We start from the raw sequence: 20,811 nt of genomic DNA on the forward strand, positions 1-20,811 counted from the left end.
TTTACTATTGCAGTAATTTTTTGCCGCCACTATTATTAGCGGGCAGAACACCTCTTCATTAATATATTCAGAGATCAGGACAATGAGCGAAGCACTAAAAATCCTTAATAATATCCGTACATTACGCGCGCAGGCTCGAGAGTGTTCACTGGAAACGCTGGAAGAAATGCTGGAAAAACTCGAAGTCGTGGTTAATGAGCGCCGCGAAGAAGAGACGCATGCTAAAGCAGAAAGTGAAGAGCGCACGCGTAAACTTGAGCAATACAGAGAAATGCTGTTGGCGGATGGAATCGATCCCAATGAGCTGTTAAGCACAATTGCTGAAACTAAAGCGCCAGGTAAAACTAAACGCGCTGCGCGTCCCGCTAAATATCAGTATGTCGATGAAAACGGCGAAACCCGCACCTGGACCGGTCAGGGCCGTACGCCTGCTGTAATCAAAAAAGCGATCGAAGAAGAAGGTAAACAGCTGGACAGCTTTCTGCTGTAATAACTGATAGTGCTTCAATCATTTGGGTCACTGGTTAGGTGACCCCGGATTCATCAGGGAAAGGAAGCGCAGGCTTCCTTTTTTATCAGACGTTGTAAAATTCACGATACCAGCTGACAAAGCGCGCTACGCCCTCTTCCACGCTGGTCTGCGGCTTAAAGCCAATCGCCTGATATAACGCCTCGGTATCTGCGCTGGTTTCCAGCACGTCGCCAGGCTGCATCGGCAGCAAATTTTTCTTCGCCGTTACGCCCAACGCTTTTTCAATCGCCTCAATATATTTAATCAGACTGGTCGGCTGACTGTTTCCGATGTTATATACGCGGTACGGTGCAGAACTGGTGGCAGGCGAGCCCGTTTCCACCGTCCAGCTTTCATCGCGCTGTGGAATAACATCATGCAGGCGCACAATAGCTTCGGCAATATCGTCGATATAGGTAAAGTCGCGCTTCATTTCGCCGCGGTTATAGACGTCGATTGCGTCACCGGCGATCATGGCGCGGGTGAATTTAAACAGCGCCATATCCGGACGGCCCCATGGACCATATACGGTGAAAAAACGCAGGCCGGTCGTTGGCAGGTTATAAAGATGCGAATAGGTATGCGACATGAGCTCATTGGCTTTTTTCGTCGCTGCGTAAAGCGAAACCGGATGATCGACGCTGTCGTCCGTCGAAAATGGCATTTTACGATTCAGGCCATAAACAGAACTGGAGGAGGCGTAGAGCAGATGCTCGATTTTATGATGACGGCATCCTTCAAGAATATTTAAATGCCCAATCAGGTTGGCGTCGGCATAGGCGTGAGGATTATCGATAGAATAGCGTACGCCCGCTTGCGCGCCCAGATGAATGACGCGTTGAAAGGCGTGTTGTTCGAATAACGAGGCAATGGCGGCGCGATCCGCCAGCTCCATTTTAATAAACCTGAAGCTGGGGTGCTGTGCGATTAAATCAAGACGAGATTGTTTCAGGCCGACATCATAATAGTCATTGAGATTATCGATGCCGACAATCTGGTGACCGGCGGCCAGCAAGCGTTGAGTGACGTGAAATCCAATAAAGCCTGCGGCGCCGGTGACCAGAATGTTCATACTTCCCTCGTTAATTACGCAATTTGAATAGACGCTCCGCGGCCGATTGCATAATAAACGAAACCGCGTTTGCTGATACGCTCTGGATCATACAGGTTGCGACCATCAAAAATCACGGGTTCTTTAAGGGAATTTTTAATTACGTCAAAGTCCGGCGCACGGAAGTTCTGCCATTCGGTACAGATGACCAGGCCATCCGCGCCCTGCAGCGCCGCTTCTTTGGTGCCCATCAGCTTAAGATCGCTGCGGTGACCATAGATGCGCTGCGCTTCGTCCATCGCTTCCGGATCGAACGCCTGAACGCTTGCGCCGGCTTCCCACAGCGATTCCATCAGCACGCGGCTGGAGGCTTCACGCATATCGTCGGTGTTCGGCTTGAACGACAGACCCCAGACAGCAAAGGTTTTACCGCTCAGATCGTCGCCGAAGTGGCGTTTGATAAAAGTGGGCAGCTTGGTTTTCTGGCTATCGTTGACATCTTCCACCGCCTGCAGCAGACGCGGCTTATAGCCGATCGACTCAGCCGTGCGGATCAGCGCCTGTACGTCTTTCGGGAAGCAGGAACCGCCGTAGCCGCAGCCTGGGTAGATGAAGTGGTAGCCGATACGTGAATCAGAACCGATGCCCTGACGCACTTTCTCGACGTCCGCACCCAGACGTTCGGCAAGGTTGGAGATCTCATTCATGAAGCTGATTTTGGTCGCCAGCATGCAGTTCGCCGCGTACTTGGTCAGCTCCGCGCTGCGGATATCCATAACAATCATTCGGTCGTGATTGCGGTTGAACGGCTCATAGAGTTCGCGCAACAGCTCTTCGACTTCCTCATTATCCGTACCCACCACGATGCGCTCAGGACGCATGCAGTCGTTGACGGCTGCGCCTTCCTTGAGAAACTCCGGGTTGGATACCACGTCAAACGTCAGGCTGACGCCGCGATCGCGCAGGGTCTCTTCCATCACGCGACGCACTTTATCCGCTGTTCCGACGGGAACGGTGGATTTATCCAGCACAACCTTGTGATCCTTCATGTGCTGCGCAATGGTACGAGCAACGGCGGTCACATATTTAAGGTCAGCCGAACCGTCCTCATCTGGCGGCGTACCCACGGCGATAAACTGCATTACGCCGTGATTGACGCCCTCTTCCGCATCAGTGCTGAACTTAAGGCGACCCGCCTCATAGTTCGACATAACCAGCGGCGTAAGGCCGGGTTCAAAAATGGGGATGATGCCTTTTTTCAGGTTTTCGACTTTTTTCGCGTCGACATCAATGCAGAGAACGTCATGTCCGACTTCGGCCAACACCGCAGCCTGAACCAGACCGACATAGCCGATACCAAATACAGTGACTTTCATTGAGTTATCCTGTGTTTATGAATTACTTTTTATTGCCAACTGCGCTATCGAGCCACTGAGAAAAATCTTTGCCCAGCACTGGATGGCGAACACCGTACTCAACGAATGCCTGCATATAACCAAGCTTGTTACCGCAGTCATGGCTTACGCCTTTCAGGTGGTAAGCTTCTACTGTCTCTTTCTCCATCAGCATGGCGATAGAGTCGGTCAGCTGTACTTCGCCGCCTGCACCCGGAGGGGTTTTCGCCAGCAGAGGCCAGATGTCCGCAGAGAGAACGTAACGGCCAACGACCGCAAGGTTAGAAGGCGCTTCGGTGGCTTTAGGCTTCTCAACTACGCCAACCATCGGCGCGCTGTCGCCCGGCTGCAGCTCGGCACCCTGGCAGTCAACAACGCCGTAAGCGGTCACGTCCGCGACCGGCTCAACCATAATCTGGCTGCGGCCTGACTCGTCGAAACGGCTCAGCATTTCCGCCAGGTTATCTTTAGTCGGGTTGGATTCGTACTCGTCGATAATCACGTCGGGCAGGATCACCGCAACCGGCTCGTCGCCAATCAGCGGGTGCGCACACATAACGGCGTGGCCCAGGCCTTTCGCGATGCCCTGACGCACCTGCATGATGGTCACGTGCGGCGGACAGATTGACTGGATTTCGTCCAGCAGCTGACGCTTAACGCGTTTTTCCAGCATCGCTTCCAGCTCAAAACTGGTATCGAAGTGGTTTTCAATGGAGTTTTTAGAAGAGTGCGTAACCAGCACAATTTCGTTAATTCCTGCTGCGATGCACTCGTTAACGACATACTGAATTAACGGCTTATCGACCAGCGGTAACATCTCTTTCGGAATCGCTTTTGTCGCAGGGAGCATACGGGTGCCCAAACCTGCTACAGGGATTACCGCTTTTTTTACTTTGGACTTATAGGCAGACATCAAGATACCTCTCTTATAGGCCGTTCAAGTTAATACTTGATATGTCGGTTGAAATTCGGGAATGAGTATATCAGTTACCATCGAACGGATTTATCCTGGAAGGAGTCAATCCGCAGAATTTAAGACTATTACCCAAGTGTAAAGCTAACCTATGGACCTGTCTTCAGACCCCGGCGAAATTAAATTTTTTCGCCTATTCATCAGCCGATAACATCAGGCGGATCCTGCCTCCAGCGCCCCAGACGTGGCATTGCCAGCTGTCAGCCCGCTGGCTGATTTGGTTAAGATGCGTGCTTCCCATAGTGCCAAGGGGAACGCCGTTACTGAGTTGAATTTGGTGGGCGTGAACATGAAGCGTGGCGTTTAATCCAGCAGAAACCAGAATCAGGTTTTGAAAGGTGCGGTGGTAATAGCCGACCAGCAGCGGAAACTGTCCGCTCAGATTGGCCTGACGCAACAGCAGATTGACCTGACGCAGCAAACCGTTTAACTCCGGCAGCCGCTGTTTTTGGCCGGAAAGCTGCTCCTGCAGCAGACCGTTGAACAACGCGCGCAGCAGCAGCGCGGCCAGCACGCCGTTATCGCCAGCGCGCGTGACGTCAAGACAGTAAAAAGCGAGATCGTTGTCGGAGAGCGCCGCGATATCCAGCACCAGCCCCGGCTGTTCGGCCATGGTGAGCTGTCGATAGTTGACGCGGCAATTGGCCACCGTCTGCTGAACCGGCGGCTGAAGCTGTTTAAGCAGCTTCGCGGCGGCGGCCGGATCGCGCACCAGCGCGTCCCAGTCCTGAAACAGCTGCTCGTCCTCTTCCACCTTGGAGGTGAACATCGAAGGATAGAGACATTCATAGACCGCTTCGCGGAAGCGCTCGAAATTTTTCAGCGGCTTAAGCAGCACGTCCTGCACGCCGAGGCGCAAAACATGGGCGATATCCGCCATATTTTCAGTCGCCGAGATAATCAGAATCGGCACGCTGTTGCCGCGCGTGCGGATATGCTCGACAAACTGAATGCCGTTCATACGCGGCATTTCCAGATCGCAGATCACCAGATCCACATCGTGCTGCTGCAGATAGCCAATGCCATCAATGCCGTCGCCGGCTTCAAACGTACTGGCGCCGAGCGCCAGCAAGAAGTTGTTTACCAGAGAACGGAAAACGACCTCATCTTCGACAATGAGTATCTTTTTGCCGATTAGTGGTTTCTCCATTCTTTCCCCCTGCGTACCAGATCAATCAATAGTGGTTCATAAAACGCAGTTGCGCCTTTCAGAATTAGCCGAAGTAACACCTGTGAATGAACAACCTGATTATCTGCTTCGCACCAGCGGTAATAGTTCATCCATTTTTTTCTCAACGGCGGCCCTGCCTGCCTCGATAGCCTCTTCTGCGCGGTGAAAGTCCAGCGTCGAAATCTGCGGACAAAACGGCTGAATCAGCACATCGGGAGGATCGCCTGCCATACGGTTGCGCTTCAGGCGATTTTCCAGCACCTGGATGGATGTCGACATAATCTCCATCGCACCCGGCGTTTGCGTGGTGCGGCGATGGGTCAATCCCACCAGCCGCTGACGTATTTTTTTAGCCCAACTCAGGGCCGCGGCCGAAACCGCTTCGTCGCTGTTCTGCGGCGTGACAGACAGGAGATCCTGCTGCATCAGATGCGCGTCATGCTGAAGATCGACAGCGATAACGATATCCGCACCAAGGGCGCGCGTAAGCGAAACGGGTACGGGATTCACCACCGCGCCGTCCACCAGCCAGTAACCATTGTAGCCGACCGGCGGCAATAAGCCTGGCATACTACAGGATGCGCGCACAGCCTGATGCAGATCGCCCTCGGTAAGCCATAATTCTCGGCCGGTGCTGAGGTTGGTCGCCACCACGCCGAACGGCTTGCCGCAGCTCTCGAGGCGATGTTGAGTAATCAGCTGACGCACATGGTTGAAGACGCGCTCGCCGCGCAGCAAACCGCCGCGCTGCCAGGAAAGGTCCATCAGACGAATAACATCCCAGTAGCGAAAGGCGCTGACCCACTTCTCCATCTGCGGCAGGCGGTCGTTGACATAAGCCGCGCCGACCAGCGCGCCGACGGAGCAGCCTGCCACCACGTCGATTTCGACGCCCGCTCGCGTCAGGGCATTGATAACACCGATATGCGCCCATCCTTTGGCTGCGCCTGACCCTAACGCCAGTCCGATTTTAACCTTTCTCATTTACCCTCTGTCGCCATCGACTGTGCATAGCTTCACTGCGCCAGGTCGGCTACCATATGGCGTCATCTTAATTTATCGCTCACAGGAGTTATTGTGTCCGAACCCTGCCCTTGCTGCAGCGGGAAGCAGTATAGCTTATGTTGCGCGCCCTTTCTGACGGGCGAACGGCTGCCTGAATCGGCTGAACAGTTAATGCGCTCGCGCTATACCGCCTACGCCAGGCAAAACAGCGACTGGCTGGTCGCCAGCTGGCATCCCGACAAACGTCTGCCCGATATGGCGCAGCGATTATCCGAAAGTTTTGCCGGTACCGAGTGGCTAAGCCTGAATGTAACCTGTTGTAATCATGGAAGCCATGATAATGAAGCTTTCGTCACTTTTTTTGCGCGTTACCGCGAAAATTCGCAGATAAGCACAATCCACGAGCGTTCTCGCTTTCTTCGCGAGGATCATCGCTGGTACTATGTCGACGGAACGGCGCCCACCGTAGGGCGCAACGATCGCTGTCCTTGTGGCTCCGATAAAAAATACAAGAAATGTTGCGGCTGAACAGCATACGGCCCAACGGTTTTACCCAATCGCTTTGACAGGACTCTGATCGAGATGCAAGCGCAAACTATGCAACGAAAAGTTTTACGTACCATTTGCCCTGACGCGAAAGGTCTGATCGCTAAAATCACCAATATTTGCTACAAGCACGAGCTGAATATCGTGCAAAACAATGAATTCGTTGATCATCGCACCGGCCGCTTTTTTATGCGCACCGAACTCGAAGGCATTTTCAACGATAACACGCTGCTGGCGGATTTAGACAGCGCGCTGCCGACCGGATCGACGCGCGAGCTGAACAGCGCTGGCCGCCGTCGCGTGGTGGTGCTGGTCACGAAAGAGGCGCACTGCCTGGGCGATCTGCTGATGAAGAGCGCGTTCGGCGGGCTGGATATGGAGATTGCCGCGGTTATCGGCAACCATGACACTCTGCGTTCGCTGGTTGAGCGTTTCGATATTCCTTTCGTACTGGTCAGTCATGAAGGGCTGTCGCGCGAAGAGCACGACAACCTGATGGCAGACGAGATCGACCGTTACCAGCCCGATTACGTGGTGCTGGCGAAATATATGCGCGTGCTGACGCCAGCCTTTGTGCAGCGCTATCCGAACCAGATCATCAATATCCATCACTCGTTCCTGCCGGCGTTTATCGGCGCGCGTCCTTATCATCAGGCCTACGAGCGCGGCGTGAAGATCATTGGCGCCACGGCGCACTACGTGAACGATAACCTGGATGAGGGTCCGATCATCATGCAGGACGTGATTAACGTCGATCACAGCTATACGGCCGAAGAGATGATGCGCGCGGGACGCGACGTGGAGAAGAACGTGTTAAGCCGCGCGCTCTATAAAGTGCTGGGGCAGCGCGTATTTGTTTACGGCAACCGCACGATTATTCTTTAAGCGCATCGGGCGCTGAATCGTTTGTGAATTCAGCGCCACGGGCAAAAAGTGGGCAAACGGTTCACATTTTTCAGTTGGGCGCTTTACACGCTGACCGCATTTGGTATGATGCGCCCCGCTTTAAGGCACAATGATTCAGGCCAGTGGTGGGATTCCCGAGCGGCCAAAGGGAGCAGACTGTAAATCTGCCGTCACAGACTTCGAAGGTTCGAATCCTTCTCCCACCACCATCTGAATCGTTTCTTCGCCTTAGCGGTCATTATTAGCATTTCCCAGGTGGGATTCCCGAGCGGCCAAAGGGAGCAGACTGTAAATCTGCCGTCACAGACTTCGAAGGTTCGAATCCTTCTCCCACCACCATCCTTACACTCTCCCGTATTAAATACATTCTCCTGATTTTCCCGATAATTCGGGGAGAAGGATGAGAAGCTTCGACCGAAGGTTCGGGTCGAGCGCAGCGAGACAACGCGCAAGGCGCGGCCCGTAGGGTGAGGCGCAAGGCGCCGAATAATCCTTCTCCCACCACCATCCTTACACTCTCTCCCGTATTAAATACATTCTCCTGATTTTCCCGACAGGCACCGCACGCATCTCCATGACTTTTTGCTGAAAAATCGCTACCATCCGGCGCAACATTCTCAGCACACTGGTCTACGCCATGAAATTTGTTTCATTCAACATCAACGGGTTGCGTGCCCGCCCCCATCAGCTTGAAGCGCTCGTCGAACAACATCAGCCTGACGTTATCGGCCTGCAGGAAACCAAAGTCCATGACGATATGTTTCCGCTCGAAGAGGTGGCGAAACTCGGCTACAACGTCTTTTATCACGGCCAGAAAGGCCACTATGGCGTGGCGCTGATGACCAAAGTGCAGCCCGTTTCGGTACGTCGCGGCTTTCCCGGCGACGATGAAGAGGCGCAGCGCCGCCTGATTATGGCGGAGATCCCGAGTCCGATAGGCGATATCACCGTTATCAACGGCTACTTCCCGCAGGGCGAGAGCCGCGACCATCCGACCAAATTCCCGGCGAAAGAGAAGTTCTATCGCGATCTGCAAACCTGGCTTGAGCAGAGCCTGCTGGCGGATAAGCCCGTGCTGATTATGGGCGACATGAATATCAGCAGCACCGATCTCGATATCGGCATCGGTGAAGAGAGCCGCAAACGCTGGTTACGCACCGGAAAGTGCTCTTTCCTGCCGGAAGAGCGCGAATGGATGGATCGCCTGCTGAAGTGGGGACTGGTGGATACCTTCCGCGAAAAAAATCCCGAGGTGAGCGACCGTTTCTCCTGGTTCGACTACCGCTCAAAGGGGTTCGACGACAATCGTGGGCTGCGCATCGATCTGCTGCTGGCCAGCCAGCCGCTGGCCGTCCGCTGCGTGGAGACAGGAATCGACTACGACATTCGCAGCATGGAAAAACCCTCTGACCACGCGCCGGTCTGGTCAACTTTCGCGTTCTGATACGACGGCGTGGCCGAGTGCCACGCCGTTTATTTCACGATTTTCCAGATCAGCGGATTGGTGCCGAGCACCTTTTCGTCTCGGGCGCACTGCAGCAGCACCCCCTCCGATTTCACCACCGCGCCCTCGCTGTAGTTGCGATTCTCGAAAATACAGCACTGCTGACAGCTGGGCGCGCTGCTCTGATTTTGCGTCCAGACTTCAGGCGGCATATCGACCACCACATCCGCATTGCCGCCCGCGCTGTACTCCTGCTGATGCCCGTGCGAGGGGCTGGCGACGGCCGAGCCGCTCACCAGCGCCACGATAAAGCATAAACCTGCGCTATAACGCATTATTCGCTCTCCTTCACTTTTCGTTTCGCCGTTCGTTTAGGACGTTTCTTCTGCCCTGAAGCGGGCAGTCCGCGAAAGGCCATCGCGCTGGGCTGCTGGCGCGCCTGATGGATCAGCTCGGTCAGCGTGCCGACCAGCGGCTGCATAAATTCCTCATAGCGGCACGCCTTTTCGCTTATGCGCGTCAGGGTCGACTCCCACTGCGCCGTCATATCGGGCCGCGCCGCCAGTTCCGGCAGCGAGTGGATCAACGCTCGCCCCGCAGGCGTCGCGTTGATATAGCGTCCGTTTTTCACCAGAAACGCGCGGCGGAACAGCAGTTCGATAATCCCGGCGCGCGTAGCCTCCGTTCCTAAACCATCGGTCGCGCGCAGCACTTTCTTTAATTCTTTATCCTGCACAAAACGGGCGATACCCGTCATGGCGGAGAGCAGCGTCGCATCGGTGAACGGACGCGGCGGCTGCGTCTGCTTCGCCAGCACCTCGCCCCGCTCGCACAGCAGTTCGTCATTCTTCGCCACCACCGGCAGCGGCGTCCCGTCGTTTTCCTCGTCGCGCTCTTTGCTGCCCAGCAGCGCGCGCCAGCCCGCTTCGGCAAGAAAACGCGCTTTGGCGACGAATTTGCCGCCCGCGATATCCAGCTCGATAACGCATTTGCGGAAAATGGCGTCGGGACAGAACTGCATCAGATACTGACGGGCAATCAAGGCGTAAACGTTCTGCTCGTTCTCCGTCAGCCGCACCGCGCTGGCGCGCGCGGTAGGGATGATGGCGTGGTGCGCGTCCACTTTTTTGTCATCCCAGCAGCGGTTGCGGCGATCGGCGTTGAAGTCGTCCGGCGGCGTCATGGCGCCCGCATGCGTCTGAATCGCCTTCAGCACTGCATGACGGCCAGTAAAGTGCTCTTCCGGCAGATAGCGGCAGTCGGAACGCGGATAGGTGATCAGCTTATGGGTTTCGTAGAGCTTCTGGCAGGTGTCCAGCACCGTCTGCGCGCTTAGCCCGTAGCGCTTTGCCGCTTCAATCTGCAGGCTGGAGAGCGAGAACGGCAGCGGCGCGCCCTCGCCTTCGCGCTTATCGTTGTAGCTGGTGACCAACGCAGGCTGGCCCGCGATGCGGGCGACCACGTGATCCGCCAGCGCGCGATGCAGCAGCCGCCCCTCTTCATCCTGCCAGGGTTCGCAGGCGTCGCTGGGCACCCAGCTGGCGACGAAGCGCTGCTGGTCCGGCGTGACGATATGGGCTTTGACTTCGAAATAATCTTTAGGAACGAAGTTTTCGATCTCTTCGTCGCGGCGCACCACCAGACCCAGCACCGGCGTCTGCACGCGGCCCACCGACAGCACGCCGTCATAGCCCGCGTTGCGCCCCAGCAGCGTCCAGGCGCGCGTCATATTGATACCGTAAAGCCAGTCGGCGCGCGCGCGCGCCAGCGCCGAAACGCAAAGCGGAATAAATTCGCGGTTTTCGCGCAGTCGGCTGACCGCCCGCTGCACCGCCTGCGGGTTCAGATCGTTGATCAGGCAGCGCTGTACCCGGCTGCGTTTTTCCGCCGGCAGTTGCAGATAGTCGAGCACTTCGTCCACCAGCAGCTGACCTTCGCGATCGGGGTCGCCCGCATGCACCACTTCGCTGGCCTGCTTCAGCAGCTTCTCAATGACTTTAAGCTGCTTCGCCACCGAGGGACGCGGCTGCAGCTGCCATTTTTGCGGGATGATCGGCAGGTCGGCCAGCGACCAGCGCGCGTAGCGGCTGTCGTAACTGTCCGGCTGCGCCTGCTCCAGCAGGTGCCCGACGCACCAGGTGACGACCTGATCGTCGCCGCAGGCGATAAAGCCCTCTCCGCGACGATGGGGCTGGGGCAACACATCGGCAATCGCGCGGCCGAGGCTCGGTTTTTCCGCAATAAACAAACGCATGAGTCAGCAAGATCCTTTACTTCAGGGTATGAGGGCCATTCGGCTAACGCGACAGAGACGCAGCGCTATCTTAGACGTTTCCTGATAAGGAGGTAAGCTCTGGCGGGTCACTTCGGGATCGGTCGCGCAGGATCCGCGCAACCCGCTACGCTGCACGGAAAGAGAGTCGGCGTCGGCTAGAAATAGCTGACGAAAGGCGCGGTGTCGGGATGAACCACGGTGGTGCTCGATTTTAGCTGCGGCGTGCCGAGATAGAGGAAACCGACGATAGCGTCCTGTTCGCGGCAGTTGAAGGCGCTGCGCACGCGCGCGTTGTCGGTCCAGGGACCGCTGCGCCAGATGCCGTTGAAGCCCTGCGCTGCCGCCGCCATCTGCATCGCCATTACCGCGCAGCCTGCCGATACCACCTGCTCCCAGCGCGGCACTTTGGGATGATCTTCGCAGTGGGCGATAACGGTAATGATCATCGGCGCGCGGAACGGCGAGCGCGCCGCTTTATCGATCGCCTTCTCCTCCAGCTGCGCCTCGCGCGCCGCATCTTCTAGCAGCGCGCTCAGCCGATCGCGCCCTTCATTCTCGACGATAACAAAACGCCACGGCTGCAGCGACTTATGATCCGGCGCGCGCATTCCGGCGCGGATAATGTTCTGCAGGCTTTCGCCGGCGGGCGCCGGTTCGGTCAGCCGCGAGGCCGAGCGACGATTAATCAGTAATTCAAGTGCATCCATGATTTTCTCCTGATGTCATAACGCGTTGGCTAATCCTGGCACAGCCTGATCTTTTGTAACAGTCCGCCGCGATTTCCTGCTGACATTTTCCGCGCCGCTCTTTAGGATGAGGGCGTCATGGAAGGCGGAGCCGCGCGGCGACCGCTTTCCGCTAGCGAAAATGGAGAGTCTGATGCGCACATTGTGGCGAATTATTGCCGGTCTGTTCCGATGGACATGGCGGGTGCTGAATTTTATCAGGGAGTTTATTCTCAATCTGTTCCTGATCTTTTTAATCCTGGTCGGCGTCGGCATCTGGCTGCAGGTCAGCGGTTCCGGCAGCGGATCGACGCCGGTGCAGCAAGGCGCGTTGAAAGTCGACCTCACCGGCGTGCTGGTGGATAAGCCCTCGGTCAGCAACAAGCTGAGCAAACTGGGGCGTCAGCTGCTGGGCGCAAGCAGCGATCGTCTGCAGGAGAACTCGCTGTTTGACGTGGTGGACGCCATTCGTCAGGCCAAAAACGACAAAAACATCACCGGCATGGTGCTGGATCTGCGCGACTTCGCCGGCGGCGATCAGCCCTCTCTGCAATACGTCGGCAAAGCGCTGCGCGAATTCCGCGACAGCGGCAAGCCCATTTTTGCGCTGGGCGACAGCTACAGCCAGGCGCAGTACTATCTCGCCAGCTACGCAAGCAAAATCTATCTCTCGCCGCAGGGCACGGTCGATCTGCACGGTTTCGCCACCAACGGCCTCTACTATAAGACGCTGCTGGATAAGCTGAAGGTTAACTCCCACGTTTTCCGCGTCGGCACTTACAAATCGGCGGTCGAACCTTTCCTGCGCGACGACATGTCGCAGGCGGCGCGCGACGCCGACAGCCGCTGGGTCGGTCAGCTTTGGCAGAACTATCTGAATACCGTGGCGGGCAACCGTCAAATTACGCCGGATCAGCTGTTCCCTGGGGCGGCGGCGGTGATCGCCGGTCTTGAGGCGGTAAATGGCGATACCGCCAAATATGCGCTCAACAACAAGCTGGTGGACGTGCTGGACAGCCGCGCGGCGGTCGATCAGGAGCTGGTGAAAACCTTCGGCTGGGATAAAGCCAACAACGACTACCACAGCGTCAGCATCTATGACTACAACGTGAAACAGCCGACCCAGCAGGATGGCAATATCGCGGTTGTGATGGCGAGCGGCGCGATTATGGACGGCGAGGAGACCCCGGGCAACGTCGGCGGCGACACTACCGCCGCGCAAATCCGCGATGCGCGCCTCGATCCCAAAATCAAGGCGATTATCCTGCGCGTCAACAGCCCTGGCGGCAGCGTTACGGCCTCCGAAGCGATCCGTGAAGAGCTGGCGGCGGCGCATGCGGCCGGTAAGCCCGTCGTCGTTTCTATGGGCGGCATGGCGGCTTCAGGCGGCTACTGGATCTCAACGCCGGCAGACTACATCGTCGCCAGCCCGAGTACTCTGACCGGCTCCATCGGCATTTTCGGCGTCATCAATACGCTGGAGAACATTCTGGATAGCATCGGCGTGCATACGGACGGTGTCGCTACCTCGCCGCTGGCGGACGTGGCCTCCACCAAAGCGCTGCCGACCGAAGTGCAGCAGTTGATGCAGCTGACGATTGAAAACGGCTACCGCAACTTTGTCGGCCTGGTCGCCGCTTCACGTCATAAAACGCCGGAGCAAATCGACGCTATCGCGCAGGGTCACGTCTGGACCGGCAGCGACGCCAAAGCCAACGGCCTGGTCGATGCGCTGGGCGACTTTGACGATGCGGTGAAGAAAGCGGGCGAACTGGCGAAGGTCGCGAAGCCGCAGCTCGCCTGGTATCAGGATCAGCCGGGCATGTTCGATATGCTGCTCAGCCAGGTCAACGCCTCGGCGCAGGCGGTGCTGCCGACCACGCTGAAAGCCTGGCTGCCCGCGCCGATGCTGGACGTAATGAGCGCCATGAAACAGCAGCCCGGCCTGCTGAATAACCTCAACGATCCGCAAAATCGCTATGCGTTCTGTCTGAACTGCGGCGAAGTGCGATGAAGCTCGCAGCCCGGTCCTCGACCGGGCTGCTTTTCCCCCGCTTTCCCCTTATACTGCGCGTTTTACGGCAAGTCTGAGTTTCTGATGCAAAAGAAAAACATCTATGTCGCCTATACCGGCGGCACCATCGGCATGCAGCGCTCCGCGCAAGGCTACATCCCGGTTTCAGGTCACCTGCAGCAACAGCTGGCGAATATGCCAGAGTTCCACCGCCCTGAGATGCCGGATTTCACCATCCATGAATACGATCCGCTGATCGACTCTTCCGATATGACGCCCGAAGACTGGCAGGCTATCGCGGAAGATATCCGACAAAATTATGATCGCTACGATGGATTTGTTATCCTGCACGGAACCGATACCATGGCCTTCACCGCTTCGGCGCTGTCGTTCATGCTGGAGAACCTGGCGAAGCCCGTTATCGTGACCGGCTCGCAGATCCCGCTGGCGGAGCTGCGCTCTGACGGCCAGCAAAACCTGCTGAACGCGCTCTACGTGGCGGCGAACTATCCCGTGAATGAAGTCTCGCTGTTTTTCAACAACCAGCTTTATCGCGGCAACCGCACCACGAAAGCGCATGCTGACGGCTTTAACGCTTTTGCATCGCCGAACCTTTCCGCCCTGCTGGAAGCCGGCATTCATATTCGCCGGCTGAATACGCCGCCCGCGCCGCAGGGCCAGGGGCCGCTGAAGGTGCATACCATTACGCCGCAGCCTATCGGCGTCGTCACCATCTATCCGGGCATCTCGGCGGATGTGGTGCGCAACTTTTTACGCCAGCCGGTAAAAGCGCTGATCCTGCGTTCCTACGGCGTCGGTAACGCGCCGCAGAACGCCGAGTTTCTCGCCGAGCTGCAGCAGGCGAGCGAGCGCGGCATTGTGGTGGTTAACCTGACCCAGTGTATTTCCGGCAAGGTGAACATGGGCGGCTACGCTACCGGCAACGCCCTTGAGCACGCGGGCGTCATAAGCGGATTTGATTTAACGGTGGAAGCCGCGCTGACCAAGCTCCACTTTTTACTGAGTCAGTCGCTCTCCTGCGATGAGATCCGCGCCAGGATGCAACAAAATTTGCGCGGTGAACTGACCGAAGACTAATTACGGAGCCACCTGTTATGAAGCAGGCCCTCATTATCATAGATATTCAAAACGATTTTTGTCCCGGCGGCCCCATGGCCGTGCATGAAGGCGATATGACCGTGCCGGTCGCCAACCGCTATGCGCGCGAATTCCGCGCGCGCGGCGAGTGCGTGCTGGCGCTGCAAGACTGGCATCCGGCTAACCACGGCAGCTTCGCCTCGGTATCCGGCGAACCGGTCTACACGCTGGGCGAACTCAACGGGCTGGCGCAGATCTGGTGGCCGGATCACGGCATTCAGGGTTCCGCCGGCGCTGAGCTTCATCCCGGCCTCGATCGCAACCTGATCGATGCGGTATTCCATAAGGGACAGGATGTCGACGTCGACAGCTACAGCGCCTTTTTCGACAACGGTCATCGGCGCAAAACCGAGCTGGACAGCTGGCTGCAGGCGCGCGGCATTACCCATCTTGTGATGCTGGGCATTGCCACCGACTACTGCGTGAAGTACAGCGTGCTGGATGCGCTGGAGCTGGGTTATCAGGTGACGGTGGTGAAGGAAGGCTGTCGCGGCGTGAATCTCAGCCCTGAAGACAGCGATATCGCGTTCGCCCAGATGAAGGCGCAGGGCGCGGTGCTGATTTAGCGGAATAAAGTAAGGCCGATGCAATGTCGGCCTTGTGTTCAGTGCAGGTTGATGCGCGTAATCTCAGCGTCGATACCGAACTCTTCTTTCAGCTCTCGCTTCGATTTCGTCACCATTTCGCCGCCCTTGCTGATGGTCATATGCTGCGGCGCCTCGTTGTGGCGCGCCTGATAGAGCATCACCAGCTGCAGGCAGTTCTCGCGCTGCGCCTGCGACAGCGCCACGCCATCCGGCCATTTCCCGGTTTCCACCGCCGTCGCCAGCCGTTCGTAGACCTCAGGCGTCATGGCGTCGACCATCGCCTCAAGCTGTTGTTTCATTCTTCACCCCCGCTGTTCGTCGCCCTGCTCGTCGGTAAAGCTCAGCGACGCCGAGTTAACGCAGTAGCGTTCGCCGGTCGGCTGCGGCCCGTCCGGGAAGACGTGCCCCAGGTGCGCGTCGCAGTTATTGCAGCGGATTTCGATGCGGTGCATACCGTGAGAGTCATCCTCCAGATAGCGAATCGCGTCGTCGCTTACCGGCTGATAGAAACTCGGCCAGCCGCAGCCGGAGTCATACTTGGTTTCCGAGAGAAACAGCGGTGCGTTGCAGACCAGGCAGTGATAGATGCCTTCCTGTTTATTGTGCAGAAGCGCGCCGCTGAAAGGCGGTTCCGTGCCGCGCTGCTGGGTCACATAGCGCTGCATTTCAGACAATTGCGCAATTTTTGCTTCGGATGCGGTTTCTTTAGCCATTTGAGTGGTTCCGGAGAGTGTCATTCTGAAAAAATCGTCTACTATTCTAACAAATGAATAACAATGCCGAGGCTTTTTTCGTGCTTAGCGACCATACTTTCCTTTCGCAGCGTAGATTTGTGACCTCGATCACCTTTTGCTAACGCTATCCCTTTATATTCAGCAATCGGGTTTCGGCATCATCTCAACACGCTTGTTGCGCAAGCGGTTGCGCAACAAATTATTCCTGTCGAACGGATTGACCTGTCGCAACTATTGACACGATTCCGCTTGACGCCTGGTAAGGTTTTTGTAATTTTACAGCCAACCTTTTATTCACTAACAAATAGCTGGTGGAATATATGACTATCAAAGTAGGTATCAACGGTTTTGGTCGTATCGGCCGTATCGTTTTCCGCGCTGCTCAGCAGCGTTCTGACATCGAAATCGTTGCGATCAACGATCTGTTAGACGCGGACTACATGGCTTACATGCTGAAGTACGACTCAACGCACGGCCGCTTCGACGGTACCGTTGAAGTACAGGACGGCGCGCTGATCGTTAACGGCAAAAAAATCCGCGTTACCTCTGAGAGAGACCCGGCTAACCTGAAGTGGGACGAAGCAGGCGTTGACGTTGTTGCTGAAGCGACCGGCATCTTCCTGACTGACGAAACCGCACGTAAACACATCACCGCCGGCGCGAAAAAAGTCGTGCTGACCGGTCCGTCTAAAGACGACACTCCGATGTTCGTTCGCGGCGCCAACTTCGACAAATATGCTGGCCAGGACATCGTTTCTAACGCTTCCTGCACCACCAACTGCCTGGCACCGCTGGCGAAAGTCATCAACGACAAATTCGGCATCGTCGAAGGTCTGATGACCACCGTTCATGCGACCACCGCCACGCAGAAAACCGTTGACGGCCCGTCTCACAAAGACTGGCGCGGCGGCCGCGGCGCATCTCAGAACATCATCCCGTCTTCTACTGGCGCAGCGAAAGCCGTGGGCAAAGTCCTGCCGGAGCTGAACGGTAAACTGACCGGCATGGCGTTCCGCGTACCGACTCCGAACGTTTCCGTTGTTGACCTGACCGTACGTCTGGAAAAAGCGGCTTCTTACAAAGACATTTGTGCAGCAATCAAAGCCGCTGCAGAAGGCGAAATGAAAGACGTGCTGGGCTACGTTGAAGACGACGTGGTTTCTACCGACTTCAACGGCGAAGTGCTGACTTCTGTATTCGACGCTAAAGCCGGCATCGCGCTGAACGACAACTTCGTGAAACTGGTTTCCTGGTACGACAACGAAACCGGCTACTCAAACAAAGTTCTCGACCTGATCGCGCTGGTTGCTAAATAAGCAGACCGGTCACGACAGACAACAAGGGCGACTTCGGTCGCCCTTTTTTTTCGTAGCAACAGGAAGGATTCGGTTATGCAAGATAAAATTTTCTCGCTGCCCGTGGTGAAGCAGATCTCCCCTTACCTCTCGCAGCGTCAGCTGGGCGATCTGCCGGTAATTGTGGTGAGCCACCCTCAGGTGCGTGCTGCGATTACGCTTCAGGGTGCGCATCTTATCGCCTGGCAGCCGAGCGGAGAAAAGCCGGTTATCTGGCTGAGCGAAAAATCGCTTTTTGCTGCCGGCAAAGCCATTCGCGGCGGTGTGCCCATCTGCTGGCCGTGGTTTGGGCCGGAAGGCGAACCGGCGCACGGTTTCGCCCGCAATCAGTCCTGGACGCTGTCGGCGCACGATGAGAATGAAGAGAACGTCATGCTGACCTTCGTGCTGGAGAGTACGCCGCAGACGAAAAAATTATGGCCGCATGACTTTACCCTGTTCGCCCGTTTCCGCCTCGGCAAGCACTGCGAGATCGAGCTGGAAGCCCACGGCGACTTTACTGCGACCGGCGCGCTGCACAGCTATTTCCAGGTGGCCGATATCGCCGGCGTAGAGGTAAGCGGGCTGGGTTCGCGCTTTATCGACAAGGTCGACAACAACAGCGAGCAAACCTCCAGCGGCAAACAGACCTATCCGGGCCGCATTGACCGCGTCTTCACCCAGCCGGAGGATTGCTCGCTGATTCAGGATAAACAGGGGCAGCGCGTAATTGAGGTCTATCACCATCATCACAGCGACGTGGTGACCTGGAACCCAGGCGTTGAGCTTTCATGCAGCATGGCGGACATGGCCAACGACGGCTATAAAACCATGGTTTGCGTGGAGACGGCGCGCATCTCGAAACCGATGCGCAGCGCGGGCGAAAAACCGGCGCGACTGGCGACCACCTTCCGCCTGCGGCAGAAAGCTTAAAACAGATCAGGCAACTGCCTGATTTAGAAAGAGAGTGACACGGAACGCAGAGCAAAGCGTCCCGCGCCAGAAGTGCGAGCGACTGGCGACCGTTACGTGTCACTCGCCATCGCGCCAGCTGAACGCCGGCGTTGCTTTACGCTCAGACGATATCCAGCGCCATCTTGTGCTGCGGCGGCGGAAACGCCTGATTGATTCGCGCCAGCTCATCATCGCTCAGCCGGATCTGCAGCGCCGCCGCGTTCTCTTTGACGTGCGCCTGCGAGCTCGCCTTCGGAATGGCCATCACGCCCTCTTTGCGGATAACCCACGCCAGCAGCAGCTGCGCGACGCTAATGCCCTTCTGTTGTGCAATCTCCACCAGCGTCTCGTTGGAAAAGAGCGCCTGGCGCAGCCTTCCGGCCTGCGCCAGCGGACAGTAGGCCATGACCGGCATCTGATGCTGCTGGCAGACGGGCAGCAGATCGAACTCGATGCCGCGCGACGCGAGATGATACAGCACCTGATTGGTGGCGCAGCGTGCCCCGCCAGGCTCCTCCAGCAGCTCCTGCAGATCGTCGACGTCAAAATTAGAAACGCCCCAGCGCAGGATTTTGCCCTGCTGCTGAAGGGTTTCCATTGCGCGAACAGTCTCTTCAAGCGGCACGTTGCCGCGCCAGTGCAGCAGATAGAGATCCAGCCGGTCGGTGCCGAGCCGCCGCAGGCTGCGCTCGCAGGCGTCAATCGCATCCGTTTCGCCTGCATTCCAGGGATATAGCTTCGACACGAGAAACGCGTCGTCGCGCCGTCCGCGCAGCGCCTCGCCGACCACCTCTTCCGCACCGCCGTCTGCATACATTTCGGCGGTGTCAATCAGCGTCAGGCCCGCATCGAGCCCCGCCCGCAGCGCGGCGACCTCTTCACGGCGTCGCGCGGCTTCTTCGCCCATATACCAGGTGCCCTGACCTATCGCGGGTAATCGCGTATGCTCATCAAAAGCGATCGCTTTGTTCATCCGTTTGCTCCTGCATCAAGTCTGGGCACCCATATGGTGCATGGTTAAGAATTTGCCCCGTAATCGCGCCAATCAGAAGCTGTAGCTGATGCCGGTCCAGAGCGTGGTCTGCCCGCTCTTGTCGATCATCGGGCTGTCTTTAATCTCGCTGTCGAAGCGGGTGTAGCGTCCGACCAGGCTGGCGTTCCACTGCGGCGTGATCTGATAGCTGGCGCTCAGCTCGACGTAGGGAGACCAGCTGTCGTCAGGCTGATAGCGGTCGATACCGGTACGCGCCGACTCATGGCTGGAGACGCCATAGTAATAGCGGTTCTGGTTGGCGCTGGTCCACATCGCGCCGACGCCCGGCGTCAGGCTGAAATCGCCGAAGTCGAAGCGGTAGAGGTAGGTCATATCCCAGATAATGCCGTTGCTGTTGTTCAGCACATCGCCCAAGAGCGCCGTGCGCAGGATGCCCCACTCCGCCATGTGGTTATAGGTGGCGCCGCCCATTAGCGTCATACGACGCTTATCAAGGCCTTTCATGTCGCCCAGATCGTTATCGCCCGGATCGTACTGCTGCGGCGAACCGAGCAGCGTCAAAGAGAGCTGATTTTGCGGATCTTTCCACAGGTAATAACCGCCCTGCAGAGTATGGAACCAGAAATTATCGCCCTCGTAATTGATGACGGGAACCGGCAAATAGCGATCCTGGCCGCCACGATAGGGAGACTGCGCGTAAATCACTGATGCGCCAAGCGACAGGGATTCAGCAGCAGCGGTATTAGCGAAAAAAAGAGCACAAATAATCGCGCTAGGCGCTTTAAGTTTGAATTGGTTCACAATTTATTTCTTCCATAAATATAAAAATCACTACGAAGTTTAACGATTTTTGCTCGCCGGTTTAACCATAATCTGAGGTGCTCTTTAACAGAGCGGCTGAAAGCGGCACATCTGCCGGATTCTACTCTCTTTTCCCTTTGGTTGACGCAAAGCTGGCTTTGCAACAATCTGACTTTGTTATTGATATATCGCCAAATAGTAAAATTATGCGGAGGAAATTTCCTAAATGCCTTC

At 56.7% G+C, this 20,811-nt stretch carries 21 protein-coding genes, 2 tRNA genes and 1 other RNA gene; 12 read left to right on the forward strand and 12 right to left on the reverse strand.

What is annotated here, in order from left to right; genetic code table 11:
• Positions 1-82 precede the first annotated feature (82 nt).
• Entirely contained in the window at positions 83-490 is a 408-nt protein-coding gene (hns, locus tag HA46_RS08715; RefSeq protein ID WP_033746720.1) for a histone-like nucleoid-structuring protein H-NS, read from the forward strand.
• 85 nt (positions 491-575) lie between these two features.
• Here the strand turns inward: hns and HA46_RS08720 are convergent, their stop codons facing one another.
• From HA46_RS08720 to rssA, 5 genes are all read right to left on the reverse strand, one after another.
• Positions 576-1,583 (reverse strand): NAD-dependent epimerase, encoded by a 1,008-nt coding sequence (locus HA46_RS08720; RefSeq protein ID WP_084883700.1) that lies wholly within the window; start codon positions 1,581-1,583, stop codon positions 576-578.
• Between the two features lie 14 nt (positions 1,584-1,597).
• Positions 1,598-2,938 (reverse strand): UDP-glucose dehydrogenase family protein, encoded by a 1,341-nt coding sequence (locus HA46_RS08725; protein WP_033791168.1) that lies wholly within the window; start codon positions 2,936-2,938, stop codon positions 1,598-1,600.
• 22 nt (positions 2,939-2,960) lie between these two features.
• Positions 2,961-3,869, reverse strand: coding sequence for a UTP--glucose-1-phosphate uridylyltransferase GalU (galU, locus tag HA46_RS08730; protein WP_033746712.1), 909 nt, complete (start codon positions 3,867-3,869; stop codon positions 2,961-2,963).
• Positions 3,870-4,062: 193 nt separating this feature from the next.
• Positions 4,063-5,079, reverse strand: a complete 1,017-nt coding sequence (gene rssB / locus HA46_RS08735) for a two-component system response regulator RssB (protein ID WP_033746709.1) — start codon at positions 5,077-5,079, stop codon at positions 4,063-4,065.
• A 99-nt stretch (positions 5,080-5,178) separates the two neighbouring features.
• Complete coding sequence (gene rssA, locus HA46_RS08740) at positions 5,179-6,084, reverse strand: patatin-like phospholipase RssA (protein ID WP_033791170.1); 906 nt, start codon at positions 6,082-6,084, stop codon at positions 5,179-5,181.
• A 93-nt stretch (positions 6,085-6,177) separates the two neighbouring features.
• Between rssA and HA46_RS08745 the strand changes: the two genes are divergently transcribed.
• The 6 genes from HA46_RS08745 to xthA all read left to right on the forward strand — a co-directional run bounded on the left by HA46_RS08745 (position 6,178) and on the right by xthA (position 9,001).
• Positions 6,178-6,633 (forward strand): YchJ family protein, encoded by a 456-nt coding sequence (locus tag HA46_RS08745; RefSeq protein WP_084883701.1) that lies wholly within the window; start codon positions 6,178-6,180, stop codon positions 6,631-6,633.
• Positions 6,634-6,687: 54 nt separating this feature from the next.
• Positions 6,688-7,536, forward strand: coding sequence for a formyltetrahydrofolate deformylase (purU, locus tag HA46_RS08750; RefSeq protein ID WP_033791175.1), 849 nt, complete (start codon positions 6,688-6,690; stop codon positions 7,534-7,536).
• A gap of 145 nt (positions 7,537-7,681) precedes the next feature.
• Positions 7,682-7,766, forward strand: a tRNA-Tyr gene (locus HA46_RS08755).
• 45 nt (positions 7,767-7,811) lie between these two features.
• Positions 7,812-7,896: transfer RNA gene (locus HA46_RS08760), tRNA-Tyr, on the forward strand.
• 40 nt (positions 7,897-7,936) lie between these two features.
• Positions 7,937-8,064, forward strand: a non-coding RNA gene (locus HA46_RS08765) — RtT sRNA.
• Positions 8,065-8,194: 130 nt separating this feature from the next.
• The gene (gene xthA, locus HA46_RS08770; protein WP_084883703.1) at positions 8,195-9,001 is read left to right on the forward strand and encodes an exodeoxyribonuclease III; all 807 of its coding nucleotides are present in this window, start codon (positions 8,195-8,197) and stop codon (positions 8,999-9,001) included.
• A gap of 29 nt (positions 9,002-9,030) precedes the next feature.
• On the opposite strand, the gene HA46_RS08775 is transcribed toward xthA, so the two are convergent.
• The 3 genes from HA46_RS08775 to HA46_RS08785 all read right to left on the reverse strand — a co-directional run bounded on the left by HA46_RS08775 (position 9,031) and on the right by HA46_RS08785 (position 11,983).
• The gene (locus HA46_RS08775) at positions 9,031-9,336 is read right to left on the reverse strand and encodes a YnjH family protein (RefSeq protein ID WP_084883706.1); all 306 of its coding nucleotides are present in this window, start codon (positions 9,334-9,336) and stop codon (positions 9,031-9,033) included.
• Positions 9,336-11,255, reverse strand: a complete 1,920-nt coding sequence (locus HA46_RS08780; protein WP_033791181.1) for a DNA topoisomerase III — start codon at positions 11,253-11,255, stop codon at positions 9,336-9,338. Before HA46_RS08780 ends, HA46_RS08775 begins: the two co-directional genes overlap by 1 nt.
• A 176-nt stretch (positions 11,256-11,431) precedes the next feature.
• The gene (locus HA46_RS08785; RefSeq protein ID WP_084883709.1) at positions 11,432-11,983 is read right to left on the reverse strand and encodes an NAD(P)H nitroreductase; all 552 of its coding nucleotides are present in this window, start codon (positions 11,981-11,983) and stop codon (positions 11,432-11,434) included.
• A gap of 172 nt (positions 11,984-12,155) precedes the next feature.
• Here HA46_RS08785 and sppA point away from each other — a divergent pair, with 172 nt between their 5' ends.
• The 3 genes from sppA to pncA all read left to right on the forward strand — a co-directional run bounded on the left by sppA (position 12,156) and on the right by pncA (position 15,739).
• Positions 12,156-14,015: a signal peptide peptidase SppA gene (gene sppA, locus HA46_RS08790; protein ID WP_084883711.1), complete on the forward strand. Its 1,860-nt coding sequence runs from the start codon at positions 12,156-12,158 to the stop codon at positions 14,013-14,015.
• 84 nt (positions 14,016-14,099) lie between these two features.
• Positions 14,100-15,113: an asparaginase gene (ansA, locus tag HA46_RS08795; protein ID WP_033791185.1), complete on the forward strand. Its 1,014-nt coding sequence runs from the start codon at positions 14,100-14,102 to the stop codon at positions 15,111-15,113.
• 17 nt (positions 15,114-15,130) lie between these two features.
• Positions 15,131-15,739, forward strand: a complete 609-nt coding sequence (gene pncA / locus HA46_RS08800; protein ID WP_033791187.1) for a bifunctional nicotinamidase/pyrazinamidase — start codon at positions 15,131-15,133, stop codon at positions 15,737-15,739.
• Between the two features lie 38 nt (positions 15,740-15,777).
• Here the strand turns inward: pncA and HA46_RS08805 are convergent, their stop codons facing one another.
• Both HA46_RS08805 and msrB read right to left on the reverse strand, forming a co-directional pair.
• Positions 15,778-16,059, reverse strand: a complete 282-nt coding sequence (locus HA46_RS08805; RefSeq protein ID WP_033791189.1) for a YeaC family protein — start codon at positions 16,057-16,059, stop codon at positions 15,778-15,780.
• A gap of 3 nt (positions 16,060-16,062) precedes the next feature.
• Positions 16,063-16,473 (reverse strand): peptide-methionine (R)-S-oxide reductase MsrB, encoded by a 411-nt coding sequence (gene msrB / locus HA46_RS08810; RefSeq protein WP_084883713.1) that lies wholly within the window; start codon positions 16,471-16,473, stop codon positions 16,063-16,065.
• Between the two features lie 341 nt (positions 16,474-16,814).
• Here msrB and gapA point away from each other — a divergent pair, with 341 nt between their 5' ends.
• On the forward strand, positions 16,815-17,810 hold the full coding sequence (gapA, locus tag HA46_RS08815; RefSeq protein ID WP_033791193.1) for a glyceraldehyde-3-phosphate dehydrogenase: 996 nt from the start codon (positions 16,815-16,817) through the stop codon (positions 17,808-17,810).
• A 75-nt stretch (positions 17,811-17,885) separates the two neighbouring features.
• The gene (locus tag HA46_RS08820) at positions 17,886-18,761 is read left to right on the forward strand and encodes a D-hexose-6-phosphate mutarotase (protein ID WP_084883715.1); all 876 of its coding nucleotides are present in this window, start codon (positions 17,886-17,888) and stop codon (positions 18,759-18,761) included.
• Positions 18,762-18,903: 142 nt separating this feature from the next.
• Here the strand turns inward: HA46_RS08820 and HA46_RS08825 are convergent, their stop codons facing one another.
• Complete coding sequence (locus HA46_RS08825) at positions 18,904-19,755, reverse strand: aldo/keto reductase (protein ID WP_084883717.1); 852 nt, start codon at positions 19,753-19,755, stop codon at positions 18,904-18,906.
• A gap of 72 nt (positions 19,756-19,827) precedes the next feature.
• The gene (locus tag HA46_RS08830; RefSeq protein ID WP_084883719.1) at positions 19,828-20,577 is read right to left on the reverse strand and encodes a MipA/OmpV family protein; all 750 of its coding nucleotides are present in this window, start codon (positions 20,575-20,577) and stop codon (positions 19,828-19,830) included.
• Between the last annotated feature and the right edge of the window lie 234 nt (positions 20,578-20,811).

Origin of the sequence: Pantoea septica (assembly GCF_002095575.1) — a bacterium.
Classification (GTDB): Bacteria; Pseudomonadota; Gammaproteobacteria; order Enterobacterales; family Enterobacteriaceae; genus Pantoea; species Pantoea septica.